This is a genomic window from Noviherbaspirillum humi, assembly GCF_900188095.1.
Taxonomy (GTDB): Bacteria; Pseudomonadota; Gammaproteobacteria; order Burkholderiales; family Burkholderiaceae_D; genus Noviherbaspirillum; species Noviherbaspirillum humi.
This window is the reverse complement of the sequence record NZ_FZOT01000003.1, coordinates 14,664-29,988: the sequence shown is the minus strand read 5'-3', so window position 1 is coordinate 29,988 and position 15,325 is coordinate 14,664. Positions and strand designations below refer to the sequence as shown.

Here is a 15,325-nt window from a genome sequence, read left to right as displayed (position 1 = left end):
AGCCTGGATCATCCGGACTAAATTGACTCAGATCAAAGTTTTTGAGGAGTGGCATTTGTACAGTCGCCCGTTGACCCGTTTCCCGAAAGGATAACCGTGCTGCAGACGCCACTCAAGCCCCTCGTCATCAAAGGCAAACCCTTGCTCCCCATCGTCCAGGGCGGCATGGGCGTAGGCGTTTCGGCCCACCGGCTCGCCGGAAGCGTGGCCGGCCTTGGGGGTGTCGGCACGATTTCCAGCGTCGATCTGCGGCGCCATCATGCCGATTTGATGGAGCAGACCGAAAAGTCGCGCGACAAGGCCCGGATCGATGCCGCCAACCTCGTCGCGCTCGACCGCGAGATTCGCAAGGCCAAGGAGATTGCGCATGGCAGGGGCATGGTCGCGGTCAACATCATGCGCGCGGTGGAACAGTACGCCGCCCATGTGCGGCAAGCGTGCGACAGCGGCTGCGATGCGGTGGTGGTCGGCGCCGGCCTGCCGCTGGACCTGCCGGAACTGACGTCCGCCCATCCGGACGTCGCCCTCATTCCGATTCTGTCGGATGTACGCGGCATTTCGCTGATTCTCAAGAAATGGATGCGCCGCGGGCGCCTGCCGGACGCGATCGTCATCGAAAATCCCCGCCATGCCGCCGGCCATCTCGGCGCGGCCCGGATCGAGGACGTGAACCAGCCCCGCTTCGCCTTTTCCGTCGTGCTCGACGAAACGCTCGCGCTGTTCAAGGAACTCGGCATCGAAAGCGAGAGGATTCCGCTCATTGCCGCCGGCGGCGTGAACAGCCATGAACAGGTGCGCGAACTGCTGTCGCTAGGCGCTTCCGCGGTACAGCTCGGCACCGCGTTCGCGGTGACGGAGGAAGGCGACGCGCATATCAACTTCAAGAAGGTGCTGGCCGAAGCGAAGGAGGAAGACATCGTCACCTTCATGAGCGTGGCCGGGCTGCCGGCGCGGGGCGTGCGCACGCCCTGGCTGGAGAGTTACCTGGAGAAGGAAGCCAAGCTGCAGAAGAAAGCCGGCCCGAAAGCATGCCAAGTGGGTTTCGATTGCCTGCATGAATGCGGTCTGCGCGACGGCATCGCCCGCGCCGGCCAGTTCTGCATCGATGCCCGTCTTGCCTTCGCTCTCAAGGGCGATGTGAAACGGGGCCTGTTCTTCCGCGGGTCCGAAAAGCTTCCGTTCGGCAGCGAGATTCGAAGCGTGCGCGAATTGATCGCTTTTCTGCTGAACGGCCTGGAGCCGATGGCGATGGCGGCGTGACGTACAAGATCGGCCAAAACGGCTGATCGGTGGTTTTCAAGCAGAAGGAAGCATGATTCGCCATTGGCCGAACCGGCCGCGCCGGAAAGCGGCATCGGATAATGAACGAGGCGCGCCTGCAGGCTGGCGCCGGATTTGGTTGAAAGCTTTGCAACAAGCAGTGCTGCCAGCAGCGGTTCGCCTTTTCAGGCAGAATGCCGAACTCCCGCCCGGAACCCGCCATCTCAAGGGAAAACGCCCTTCCCGCGCCGGATTAACGCCCAAAACCGCAAGGGCAAGTTGGCATATTGGCAGAACTGGGCGAAAATAATGGGTTTTTGCAGAACTATTTCGTCTTTGAGGAAAAATGAGTGCCTTCAACGAAGAGCGCGTGCTGAGCGTTCATCACTGGACCGACAACCTGTTCACGTTCACCACGACTCGGGATCCGTCACTGCGCTTCAGCAATGGCCATTTCACGATGATCGGCCTGCGGGTGAACGGCAAGCCCCTGCTGCGTGCCTATAGCATCGTCAGCGCAAACTACGAGGAGCACCTCGAATTCCTCAGCATCAAGGTGCCGGACGGTCCGCTGACTTCGCGCCTGCAGCATATCCAGCCAGGCGACACCATCATCGTCGGCCGCAAGCCCACCGGCACGCTGCTGATCGATTACCTTCTGCCCGGCAAGCGCCTTTACCTGCTCTCCACCGGCACCGGCCTGGCGCCGTTCATGAGCATCATCCGCGACCCGGAGACCTACGAGAAATTCGAACAGGTGATCCTGGTGCACGGCGTGCGCACGGTCGACGAGCTTGCCTACCACGACCTGGTCGTGGAGCATCTGCCCCAGCATGAATTCCTGGGCGAGATGGTCTCCAGCAAGCTCCGCTACTATCCGACGGTGACCCGCGAGCCCTACAAGAACATGGGCCGGATTACCGAACTGATCGAGAACGGCAAGATGTTCACCGATCTCGGCGTGCCGGCGCTGGATCCGGCGGTGGACCGCATCATGATCTGCGGCAGCCCCGGCATGCTGCGCGACCTGAAGCGCATGCTGGAAGAGCGCAAGTTCGTCGAAGGCAATACCTCCACCCCCGGCGACTTCGTCATCGAACGCGCTTTCGCAGAGCAGTAAACGCATCAAGCCGGCCATGGGGGCTCGCCCTCCATCGCCGGCTGATTTCTTCGCTGGCCGATCATCGGCCAACCCGTTCACCGTGCCTTGCGCTGGCAAGCAGAGCGATAGGCAGGCCGGTGGACGGCGGCGCCCCTCCCCTGAACACCGCTGAAATCGCCCTCGATCTCCGGTTTCTCCTTAAAGCCTTTCAGCAGCGCGAATCGTCGCCATCAGCCGATCCAGGACCGGCCATGGAAATGCCGCACAACCGGCGGCGCTCAAGGACGGCGCTCAAACAACCAGTTCCACCAGAAACGGCCCCTCGCGCCGGAAGCTGGATGCCATCAATTCGGCGCACTGCTCCATGGTTTCAGCCCGCGCGGCTTCCACCCCCATGCCAGTGGCAAGCTTTACCCAGTCGAGGTCCGGATTGCCGAGATCGAGCATCTGCATCGCGGTCGGCCCCGGCGCCGCGCCCACGGCCTTGTATTCGCCTATCAGGATGTTGTACTTGCGGTTGGAGAGCAGCACGGTGGTGCAGGGCAGGTTTTCTCGCGCCTGCGTCCACAAGGCCTGGAGCGTGTACATGGCGGAACCGTCGGCCTGCAATGTAAGCACGCGGCGCCGGCCGCCCGCGGCGATCGCCGCGCCGGTGGCCATCGGCAGGCCGGCGCCGATCGCGCCGCCGGTCAAATGCAGCCAGTCGCTCGGCGCGGCGGCATGGGTATGGCGGTAGAAGCCCCGGCCGAAGGAGACGCTTTCATCCACGACGATGGCGTTCTCCGGCAGCAGCGCCGCCACCGTCTGCGCCAGCCGCTCCGGCGTCGGCGCACCGCTGGCGATGGAAGGCCGCTCTCCCGGTGATGGAATCGGCGCCCGCTTCGCGCCGAGCTGCCCTGCCAATGCACGCAGCGCCGCCACCGCATCCTGCTCGGGGCGGGACAGCACATGAATCTGCGTCGTCGACGCATATTGGGCGGAAGGCTTGCCGGGATAGGCAAAGAAGGCCACCGGCGCCTTCGCGCCGACGAGCATGATATGCTCGAACGGCGCCAGCGCTTCCAGCGCGAGGTCGGTGCTGTAGGGCATGCGCTCCAGCGGCACCCGGCCGCTGCCGCGGGCGATGGTGCCGTTGACGTAATCCACCATTAGCCTGGCGCCGGACGCCTGGGCAATGTCCCAGGCCAGGCCCTGCCCTTCCACCGTGACGGCGTCGCCCGCGAGCAGCAGAAGCACCTTGGCGCGGTCGCGCAGCAGCCGCGCCGCCTGGTCGACGGCGGCGGCATCCACCGACGGCACGGCAGGCGGCGGAAGATCGGCGGCGACGATGCCGCCCTCGTCCCATGACACGTTCGACGGCAGGATCAGCGTCGCTATCTGTCCCGGCGAGGTGCGCGCCGCCTGCACGCAGGCCGCCGCATCGCGGCCGACGTGCCTTGCCTGGTCGGTCGTGCGCACCCAGGCCGAGACAGACCGTGCAAGGCTCTCGGTGTCGGCCGCCAGCGGCGGATCGTAGGGCCGATGGTAGGTGGCATGGTCGCCGACGATGTTGACGATGCCGCTCTGCGCGCGCCGTGCATTGTGCAGATTGGCGAAGCCATTCGCGAGGCCGGGGCCGCAGTGCAGCAGGGTGCTGGCCGGCCTGCGTGCCATGCGCCAGTAGCCGTCGGCCATGCCGGTCACCACGTTCTCCTGCAGGCCGAGCACGCAGCGCATGCCGGGCGTCTGGTCCAGGGCGGCGACGAAATGCATCTCGCTGGTGCCCGGGTTGGCGAAACAGGTATCAATGCCATTGGCCAGCAGCGTCTCGACCAGGCTCTTGGCTCCATTCATGGATTCTCCTCCTTGATGCCAGTGGCGATGGCACCCTGGCTTTTCTATTCATCTTTACGGGTTGCATGGTCCTGCGTGGCTCATCAACCCATTCTACGTCTTGCTGGCGGCGGCCACGCCTGCGGCCTGCGCTCACGCCGAGCGCGCAGTTCGCAGATCGAAAGCGGGAACGCCGCGCGAGTGTGAATCCTAACCGATGCGCGGCATTGAGGACAGGCATGCCCTTCCGGACGCCCGTGGGAGCATGGGACATTACGCCAGCGAAATCCTGTGGCCCCGATGCATCGATGCCTGGCAGCACGGGACCACAGGAAAAACCTGCTTCAGTCGCAGGATTCGATCAGCGTCTTCATGACCGCGCCGCCCGGGCTGCCCGGGCTGCCGAACACGACTTCCACCAGCAGCGGCAATCCGCCGTCGGGCACCACGCTCGCCTGAATCTGCAGCGTGTCCGGATCGATCTTCAGCCACTCCACCGGCTGCTCGGTGCCGGCATGGCGAATCTGGATCCTGCTGCGGTCGACGCACTGCTTCGACTTGCTGTTGTCATCCTCGTTGGTCAGGCAGCCATCCCGATCCAATTGGATGACCGGCGCCGAATAGCACAGGCGCGGCGTCGGTGAATCCTTGGGAATCGGCTGGATCACCGTATCCGGCTTGGGCGGGAGAGGCGTGCCCGCAGGCGGCGTCGGCGTATCACGCGTCAGTATGTCGGTCGCCGGCGGCGCGGTTGGGCCAGGCGGCGGCAGGACCAGATCCAAAGGAGGCACATCGGGAGGCAACTGTGGCACCCCTGTTGGCGCGGGCGACGGTGTAGGCGCTGGTGTCGACGCTGGCGCTGGTGTCCGTGAGGCCGTGCAGTCTAGCGTTGAAGCCGACGTCGGCGTGACCGTGCAACCTGACGACGAGGTTGGCGACGGTGTTGGTGTCGGCGTCGGAGCAGGCGACGGTGTTGGCGTCGGCGTCGGAGCAGGCGACGGTGTTGGCGTCGGCGTCGGAGCAGGCGACGGTGTTGGCGTCGGCGTCGGATCAGGTGACGGCGTTGGCGTCGGTGTCGGATCAGGCGACGGCGTTGGTGTCGGCGTTGGAACAGGCGTAGGCGTTGGTGTTGGCGTCGGATCAGGCGACGGTGTTGGTGTCGGTGTTGGAACAGGCGACGGTGTTGGTGTCGGTGTTGGAACAGGCGACGGCGTTGGCGTCGGTGCCGGAGTAGGCGTCGGTGTTGGCGTCGGTGTCGGATCAGGCGACGGTGTTGGCGTCGGCGTCGGATCAGGCGACGGTGTTGGCGTCGGAGCCGGAGTAGGCGACGGTGTTGGCGTCGGTGTTGGAACAGGCGACGGTGTTGGCGTCGGTGCCGGAGTAGGCGACGGTGTTGGCGTCGGTGTCGGATCAGGCGACGGTGTTGGCGTCGGAGCCGGATCAGGCGACGGCGTTGGCGTCGGTGTTGGAACAGGCGACGGCGTTGGCGTCGGTGCCGGAGTAGGCGTCGGCGTTGGCGTCGGTGTCGGATCAGGCGACGGCGTTGGCGTCGGTGCCGGAACAGGCGACGGTGTTGGCGTCGGTGTCGGAACAGGCGACGGCGTTGGTGTCGGTGTCGGATCAGGTGACGGCGTTGGTGTTGGCGTCGGAGCAGGCGACGGTGTTGGTGTCGGTGCCGGAGTAGGCGCCGGCGTCGGAGCAGGCGTCGGTGTTGGCGTCGGCGTCGGAGCAGGCGTCGGTGTTGGCGTCGGCGTCGGAACAGGCGACGGTGTCGGTGTCGGTGTCGGATCAGGCGACGGTGTTGGCGTCGGCGTCGGAGCAGGCGACGGTGTTGGTGTCGGTGTTGGAACAGGCGACGGTGTTGGCGTCGGTGTTGGAACAGGCGACGGTGTTGGTGTTGGCGTCGGATCAGGTGACGGCGTTGGCGTCGGTGTTGGAACAGGTGACGGTGTTGGCGTCGGTGTTGGAACAGGTGACGGTGTTGGCGTCGGTGTCGGTGTTGGATCAGGTGACGGTGTTGGCGTTGGCGTCGGAACAGGCGACGGTGTTGGCGTCGGCGTCGGAACAGGCGTTGGCGTCGGTGTTGGAACAGGCGACGGTGTTGGTGTCGGCGTAGGCGTAGGCGTCGGTGTTGGCGTCGGCGTACCTAAAACTTCCAACTCATAATTGGTGGAGTTGTAGTTCTGTTGTAACGGAGGCATGGCCGGCGCCTGCAGCGTCGCAAAGGTCCCTGTTCTATTCGCATACTGGACCACCTGAAACTTGTCGCCCGTGCTGGGCACAAATCCATTGAGGTATTGCACATCCACGGTCCCGCCCAGGTTCGCCGTGCCTGTCACTTCCAACACATCGTAGCCGGTCACCGGCGTCGTGCCGGCGATCTCTACCTCCAGCGTGCCCCCTGCATTCTGCGTGTAGTCGCCCTCGATGACGATCTTCCCGGGCGAGAAGCCGGGCGCGACCCGAGCGCCGTTGTTGATGACATTGGCGGTGGTGCCGTAGCCCTCGATTTTGCCACTGCCGGCCAGCCGTCCGGCATTGAAGGTCATGCCGTTGACGCCCACGGCGAAATTGCCGCCATTGAGCTTGGTCAGGCCGGCATTCTGGATGTAGCCGGTGGCAAATACGAGACGGCCGGACTTGGCCTCGACCGTGCCGTTGTTGATGAAGGGACCGTCGAAGCGGCTGTCACCGATGCCGCTGGATTTGGTCAGCGTGCCGTCGGCGGCATTGGTCCAGGCCGGCGCGAAAGCGAAGGTGCCGGAGGCATCCACATTGGCGTGATTGATGACCGCTCCGCTGCCGCCGTAAGTGGCGTTGCCGAGCACGATGCTGCCGGCGCCGTTAAGGCTGTTGGCGCCGGCGAACTGCTGGGTGCCGCCAGTGAAGTTCAACGCCGTGCCACTGGCGATATTGAAGGTGGCATTATTGAAATCCCCGCCGCCGGCAAGGTTCACCTGGCCAGCGTTGACGTTGATGGTGTCGGCGCTGAACACGCCGCCCACCGTGGTGGTGCCGGCGTCATTGAAGTTGGCGATGCCATTGCCGCCGGCGGCGCTGCCAGCCACCGCCACCCGGGCGAAATTCATGGTGAGCGGCGCATTGACTTGTACCGCCTTGCCGGTGCCCCGGGCAAGCAGGATCAGGTTGTCATTGGCGGTATTGTTGTTGAAGCCGGCAAGAGTGTTGACCTGTATGGCGCCGTCGGTCGTCGACAGCTGGATGGCCTGGTTGGTGCCGGCCGACGAGAGTGCGTACTTGGCTGGGTTGAGATCGCCGTCCGCCTGGTTGAGCGCGATGGCACCATTGCTGGCGGTGGCGCTGACCGTGCCGGAACCGAACCGCAGGCTCAAGGGCGCGGCGGTGCCGCCGACGGCCGTGGCACTCAGGACGATGTTGCTGTTGCCGGCGTCGAGATGCACGCCGCTGCCTTGGGCTTGAAGATCGCCAGTGCTGTTGGTAAGCGTGATGCCGCCGGCAGCGGACACCTGCTGCACCTTGAGCGTACCGCCCTGCCCGATGACGGAAACGGCGCCGTTGGCCGCGCTCACCGACTGCAGTACCGACACCGGTTGCTGGAGAGCCGCGGCGGTGAGGTTGATGTTGCCATTGGCGCTGGAGGCGACCACATTGGCGGCATCGGTGCCGGCGTTAATGGCCGTGCCGGCGGCAAAGCTGGCGGTGCCCGGCGTGGTCGCCACGCCGGTCGTAATGCTGCCGCTGGCGTTGGCGGTGATATCGCTCGTCGCGCTCAGGGCACCGGCATTGAGATTGCCTGCAGTGGATGTCAGGTTGATCTGGCCGCCCAAGGCAGACAGATTTGAAGCAGTCAGGTTGGCCTGCGACAACAGAGAAAGGTTGCGCCCCGCACTCCAGGTGCCGGAAGCGACAAGGGGTCCGCCGAGCGCCGAAGCGTTGATGTCCCGACCCGCCGTTGTGCCGATGAAATTGCTGATGCTCCCCGGAGCAGTCAGAACGACATCCCGCGCCGCAGTCAGCTGCGTGCCGCTGCCTGCGCCGGTGAGGGATGCGCCGCTGTTCGTTGCCTCGATTCTGATGTCACCCGTGGCGGAACGAATCTGGCTGACGTAATGGTTCGCCGGCGGCACGAACGATCCATCGCTTGCAACTGCGCCACCGAATTGCATTCCCTTGTCCACGGCAATGCGAATGCTGCCGCTGTTGCTGCCCAAGGCCTGTATGGCGCGATTGGTTCCCGTGAACTGTACCGGTCCGCTGCCCCAGATGTTGATCGGGGTGATGCTGGGATCGAGTGCTTCGTTGTAGGTAGTGACCGAGCCGTCGATCGACAGGTACTGCTTGTTCGATGTGGCGGCGTTGTTGTTGTTGACGATCGTGACAGCGCCGTTCTTGCTGCCGGAAATGCCGGCGATGATGTTTCCTACCGTGCCCTGCGCCTCGACCACCGCGCCCGAGGTGTCATTACCCACGAAAACACCGGTGCCGCCGGTGAGGTCGCCAACATTGACCTGGCCGTGGGTCGACGTCACGCTCAGGTTGCCGGGCGTGGAAAGGCTGCCCGCGCTGAGCGCATCATGAGACAGGAGGCTCAGGTCTCGACCGGCGGACCAGCTGCCGCCGTTCGTGATGGCGCCGCCGACTGCTGAAACGCTCACGTCACGCAGCGCAGTGGTGGACTTGAAATCGATGACGCTGCCTGCCGAGGTAATGACGGCATCGCGTCCTGCGGTCAACTGAGTGGAAGCGGCTGAACCGATTACGGATGATCCGGTGCCTGAGGTAGTAATGACGATATCGCCGGAATTGGAATTGATGAGGCTGACGTAATGCTGGCTGGGCCCTGTGAAATTGGAACTGCCCAACCAAAGCCCGCCAAAGCGCGCTTCCTTGTCCATGGCAATGCGGATTCTGCCGCTGTTGCTGCCAAGTGCTTGCACGGTGCGGTTGACCCCCGAAAATTCCAGCCGTCCGGTGCCATATATATTGATGGCATTATCATCCGCGTTCAGCGATTCATTGTAAGTTGTGATCGAGCCGCCAACGATCAAGTAGACCTTGCCACCCTGCGTCGGGCCGCTGCTGGGATTATTGTTGTTGACAATGGTGACGGTGCCGTTCTTGCTTCCCGGAGCGCCGGCCGTGATGTTGCCAACGGTCGCTTGCGCGTCCACATCCACACCTGCGGTATCGCTTCCTATAAATACGCCGGTACCGCCGGTAATGTCGCCGAGGTTGACCTGGCCATGCGTCGACGTGACGCTTACCAGTCCTGGTGCAGAGAGATTTCCTGTACTTAAGGAATCATGGGAAAGCAGGCTCAAATTTCGTCCCGCATTCCAAGTGCCGGCATTGGCGATCGCCCCGCCCAATGCCGAGATGCTGATATCGCGATCCGCTGAAGTGCTCTTGAAATTGCTGACGCTATTCGCCGCAGTCAAAGTGACGTCTCGTGCAGATGTTATTTGTGTGTTATTGGCTGCGCCAATAATCGAGCCTCCGCTGTTGATGTCGATCTCACCTGTTGCGGATTTGATTTGGCTGACATAGTGATTATTTGCGAAATACTGGTTGTTGTTGTTGTCATAGCCGCCACCAAAGCGTATTTCCCTGCCCATGGCAATGCCGATGCTGCCGCTGCCATTGCCCAGCGCCTGGATGCTGCGATTGGCGCCCGAGAACTCCAGCCCGCCCGTGCCCGATATGTTGATCGGCTTGTCATTGACGGTGAGGGATTCGTTGTAGGTCGTGATCGAGCCGTCTACCCGCAGATATTGCTGATGCGAGGGGGTAGTGTTGCTGCCATTGTTGTTGACGATGGTGACCGTGCCGTTCCTGCTGCCCGACACGCCTGCCGTGATGCTGCCCACCTTGGCTTGATTGACAGACGCTACGCCATTGATATCGCTTCCCACATACACGCTGGTTCCAGCGGTCAGATTGCCGGTATCGACTGCGCCTGCGGTCGCCGTCACGCTCACCGTATCAGGCGCAGTGGCGTTGCCCATGGTCAGATCGCCATTGGAGGTGACGTTGACGAAGCTCGTGCCCGCAGTCGCATTGCCCATGCCCAGCGAGCCATTGGCCGATGCGGTGACGTTGCCGCCAGCCGTCCAGTTGCCGGCGCTGCTGATATTGCCGCCGGTCGAGGTCAGCGTCGCGTTGCCTCCAGCAGTCGCCTGCTGGATTCCAGCAATATTGCCAGTGGCCGTGACGGTGATGTTGCCAGCAGCATTGAGAGTCGTCGGCGTTGACGATACATTGATCGCCCCGGTGTTAATCGAGTTGCCGCTGATGTTGATGTTGCCATTGAGCGTGCGGATTGCACCTACATAATTGCCGGCTGCCTGGTACTGGTTACCATTGCCGTCGTAGTAGCCACCAAAGCGTATCTCCTTGCCCATGGCAATGTCGATGCTGCCGCTGCCGCCGCCCAGCGCCTGGATGCTGCGATTGGCGCCCGAGAACTCCAGCCCGCCCGTGCCCGATATGTCGATCGGCTTGTCATTGACGGTAAGGGATTCGTTGTAGGTCGTGATCGAGCCGTCCACCCGCAGGTATCGATCCGGCCACCAGCTGGCACTGCCATTGTTATTGACGATGGTGATTGTGCCGTTCCTGATGCCCGATACGCCGGCCGTGATGCTGTCTACCTTGGCTTGCCCGTTGTAGGCCGCCCCGGTGACATCGCTTCCGACATAGACAGAGGTACCTGCGGTCAGATCGCCGGTATCGACTGCGCCTGCGGTTGCCGTCACGCTCACCGTATCAGGCGCCGTGGCGTTGCCCATGGTGAGACCGCCGTTGGAGGTCACGCTGACAAAGCTCGTGCCTGCAGTCGCATTGCCCATGCCCAGCGAGCCATTGGCCGATGCGGTGATGTTGCCGCCAGCCGTCCAGTTGCCGGCGCTGCTGATATTGCCGCCGGTCGAGGTCAGCGTCGCGTTGCCTCCAGCAGTCGCCTGCTGGATTCCAGCGATATTGCCTGTGGCCGTGACGGTGATGTTGCCAGCAGCATTGAGTGTCGTCGGCGTTGACGATACGTTGATCGCCCCGGTGTTAATCGAGTTGCCGCTGATGTTGATGTTGCCATTGAGTGTGCGGATTGCACCTACATAATTGCCGGCTGCCTGGTACTGGGTACCATTGCCGTCGTAGTAGCCACCAAAGCGTATCTCCCTGCCCATGGCAATGCCGATGCTGCCGCTGCCATTGCCCAGCGCCTGGATGCTGCGGTTGGCGCCCGAAAATTCCAGCCCGCCCGTGCCCGATATGTCGATCGGCTTGTCATTGACGGTGAGGGATTCGTTGTAGGTCGTGATCGATCCATCGACCTTCAGGTATTGATGGGCCCAATAGGCATTACCACCATTATTATTGACAATAGTGACGGTACCGTTCGTGCCGCCGGACACACCCGCCGTGATATTGCCCACACTGCCCTGCGCTGCAACGTCGACACCACTGGTATCGTTGCCAACAAAGACGCCTGTGCCGCCGGTCAAATCCAATGCGGTGATGTGACCATGTGTGGACGTGATGCTCAGTGTGCCAGGCACCGACAAGCTGCCGACGGTAAGCGGATCGTGCGAGAGCAAACTGAGATTGCGGCCGGCATTCCATCCGCTGCTGTTGATGATGGCCCCGCCCTGCGCCGATATGTCGATATCGCGGCCCGCAGTCGGATTATTGAAATTGCTTACGTTTTTGCTGGCAGTCAGGATGATGTCCCTGCCTGCGGTCAATTGCGTGTTGCTGGGTGCGCCGGTGATGGAAGCCCCACTGCCTGTCGCACTGATTATGATGTCTCCGGTAGCCGCCCGCACCTGGCCAACATTGTGGGCAATCGAGGGAAACGAAGTGCCGCTGTTATCGACATAACCGCCGAAATCAATGCTTTTACCCGTAACAATGCGCACGCTCCCACTACTGTTCCCTAGCGCCTGAATGCTACGGTTGGCATCCTTGAACTGGATCGGGCCGGTACCCCATAGGTCGATGGCGGGTGTACTGACATCCAGAGCATCGTTATAGGAGGTTACCGATCCATTAACCGTTAAATATTGTCTGTATGATGTTCCAATGCTGTTGTTGTTTTCTATCTTGACCGTTCCATTCGTGCTACCTGGTGCGCCTGCTGTGATATTGCCGACGCTGCCCTGACCATTAACTGCTGCACCGGAAGTGGCATTGCCCACATAAACACCGGTACCGCCACTAAGGTCCAGCACACTGACTTGACCATCGGTTGACTTCACGCTCAAGTAGCCCGGCGCGCTCAGATTTCCAGCGACTAATGCGTCATGCGACAGCAGGCTCAGGTTGCGACCCGCCGTCCAGGCACCACCATTGGTGATGGCTCCGCCGGTTGCCGTGATGCTGATATCTCTGCCAGCAGTGGTGCTGTTGAAGCCGCTAACATCCTTTGCAGCCGTTACTGTCACATCGCGTGCCGCCGCTAATTGGGTATAGCTTGGAGAGCCATTGATTGACGCGCCACTACCAAGAGCATTGACCGTAACGTCGCCTGTAGCCGATCGAAGCAGGCCCACGTAGTCCGCGTTTACCGAAGAAATGTTGGTTGAATTGTTGTCGACATAACTAGCAAGGGCCACATCCTTGCCCATGGCGATGCTGACGTTGCCGCTATTGCTGCCCAGCGCCTGGATGCTGCGGTTGGCCCCCATGAATTGCAGCCGTCCGCTGCCTGATATGTCGATCGCCTTGTCGGTCGTGCCCAGTGCATCGTTATACGTGGTGATGGAGCCGTTGACCGTCAGGTATTGTTGATACCAGTTGGTGTTGTTGCCATTGTTGCTGACAATAGTCACCGTGCCGTTCTTGCTGCCCGACACACCGGCCGTGATGCTTTTGACTATGCCCTGGGAGTTCAGCTGGGCTCCTGTGGTGTCGTTGCCCACATAAACGCCTGTCCCGCCAGTCAGGTCTCCTACGTTGACGATGCTGTGGGTTGATGTGACGCTCAGATTGCCGGGCGCAGACAAATCCCCAGCAATCAGTGAATCGTGCGACAGCAGGTTCAGGTCGCGGCCCGCTGTGGCATTACCAGCATTAATGATGGCGCTGTTTTGTGAGGTAATGCTGATATCGCGCCCAGCCGTCATGCTGTTGAAACTACTGACATTGCCATTGGCCGTTAGAGAGATATCTCGGGCCGCCATCAACTGCGTGCTGCTCGCATCACCATAAATCCCAGCACCGCTACCCGTTGCGTTGATTTCTATATCGCCTGTAGCAGAGCGGATCTGACTTACGTAGTTTTGAATTGCTGAGTAAGAGTTCGAGTTGTTGTCCGTGTATCCGCCAAAAGAAACCTCCTTGCCCATGGCGATGCTGACGTTGCCGCTATTGCTGCCCAGCGCCTGGATGCTGCGGTTGGCCCCCATGAATTGCAGCCGTCCGCTGCCTGATATGTCGATCGCCTTGTCGGTCGTGCCCAGTGCATCGTTATACGTGGTGATGGAGCCGTTGACCGTCAGGTATTGTTGATACCAGTTGGTGTTGTTGCCATTGTTGCTGACAATGGTCACCTTGCCGTTCTTGCTGCCCGACACACCGGCCGTGATGCTTTTGACTATGCCCTGGGAGTTCAGCTGGGCCCCTGTGGTGTCGTTGCCCACATAAACGCCTGTCCCGCCAGTCAGGTCTCCTACGTTGACGATGCTGTGGGTCGATGTGACGCTCAGATTGCCTGGCGCAGACAAATCTCCGGCATTGAGCGAACCACGCGATGCCAATGCCAAATTCTTGTCGGTCATCAGACTAAAGTTGGTATTTCCGGTGACGTCAACTGTGCCGCCCAGCGCCTGTAGGTCGATGCTGCCATTGCTGCCTGGCGTAGTCGTGATGCTTTGTATCCCAGTAATGTTGCCGCTCGATGAACCGGCTGCCAGGGTCACATCACCCGAGGCAGTCAGCGTCGCATCGCTCGCCGCGCCAGTAATGCTGCCGGAGGTTGACGTGACCTTTGCATCAATCCCGCCAGTCCCCGCAGTCAGCGCCGCGCCGCTGTTAAGCGTAATGGTGCTCGCGCTTCGCAGAATGAGCCCTGTGCCCGCGCTCAGCGTGCCCACCGTGGTGGTCGACCCCGACGTCATCGAAACCTGCCCGCCGCTGCTGGTTACCCCTCCTGTAGCCGTGATCGTGCCGCCAGCGTTGACGGTGATGGCGCCGCTGGCGTTCACGGCATTCGTCAGCGATGCCGCGCCAGTGCCGGCGGTGATGGCGATGCTGCCGCTGTTGTTGGTGAGCTGGCCGGCGCTGGTGACATTGGCACCGTTCAGCGTGATGCTGCCCGCAAGCGCGCCTGCTTCACCGACATTCGATTCGATGACGCCGCTGGCGGCATTGGTGACGTTGCCATTGGTCGCATCGAGCTTGATGATGCCCTCGGACGTGGACAGCGAGTTGGCGCGAATCAGGCCGGTGTTGTTGATGACGCTGCCCAGCGCCGCGCTGGTGGCTTGCAGGCCCAGGTAGATTTGCCCGCCGCTGCTTTCCAGCTGGCCCTTGTTTTCCACCAGAGACTGCACAGTCGACGGTGTCAAGGCCACCTGCAGCCGGTTGTTGGCGCCGATGCCGACCGTCACCTCGTCCCCCGACGCCAGCGCGATGTTGCCGCCAGCGGCCGTAATCGCCCCGGCGGTGTCGTTTCGGGCGGTCACGCCGATCAGCGTCGCTGCGCCGCCGCTCAATGCGGTGATGCTGCCCTGATTGATGACCATGCCGGTGGAAGTTCCCCGGGTGAAGCGATAGGTGCCGGCATTGAAGTCCGCGTCAGTAATATCGAATGCCGAAGCAGTCAGGCCGCCGACGCTGACAGTGCTGCCCGGGCCGAACAGCACGCCCGCGGGATTGACGATGAACACATGCTGGGTCGGGTCGGAGCTGAGACCGCCGTAGATCTGTGTTTGCGCGCCGGAGACGCGGTTGAGGATCGTCGCAGCACTGCCCGAACTGTTCTGGAAGGCCACGCTGGCCGAGCTGCCGATGTCGAAGCCGGTCCAGTTCACCACCGCTTTCGGCGTGCTCTGGGTCACCGTCATCGCGCTGCCGACGGTGTTTGTCGTCACCGATCCCGACGCCACGCTCGCCCCCTGCGGCAACTGCCCCACGGGCGGCGCAGCCGTCGCATTCAGGCTGAACAGCATC

Annotated in this window: 4 protein-coding genes; 2 read left to right on the top strand and 2 right to left on the bottom strand. The window is 62.2% G+C overall.

Features of this window, described 5'->3' with window-relative positions; all coding sequences use genetic code 11:
• The first annotated feature begins 90 nt into the window (after positions 1-90).
• Positions 91-1,260: an NAD(P)H-dependent flavin oxidoreductase gene (locus tag CHB88_RS06655; RefSeq protein WP_089398833.1), complete on the top strand. Its 1,170-nt coding sequence runs from the start codon at positions 91-93 to the stop codon at positions 1,258-1,260.
• Between the two features lie 346 nt (positions 1,261-1,606).
• Complete coding sequence (locus tag CHB88_RS06650) at positions 1,607-2,380, top strand: ferredoxin--NADP reductase (protein ID WP_089398541.1); 774 nt, start codon at positions 1,607-1,609, stop codon at positions 2,378-2,380.
• Positions 2,381-2,653: 273 nt separating this feature from the next.
• Here the strand turns inward: CHB88_RS06650 and CHB88_RS06645 are convergent, their stop codons facing one another.
• Both CHB88_RS06645 and CHB88_RS06640 read right to left on the bottom strand, forming a co-directional pair.
• Positions 2,654-4,195, bottom strand: coding sequence for an acetolactate synthase large subunit (locus CHB88_RS06645; protein ID WP_089398540.1), 1,542 nt, complete (start codon positions 4,193-4,195; stop codon positions 2,654-2,656).
• A gap of 323 nt (positions 4,196-4,518) precedes the next feature.
• Positions 4,519-15,324, bottom strand: coding sequence for a filamentous hemagglutinin N-terminal domain-containing protein (locus CHB88_RS06640; protein ID WP_245844793.1), 10,806 nt, complete (start codon positions 15,322-15,324; stop codon positions 4,519-4,521).
• Position 15,325 lies beyond the last annotated feature (1 nt).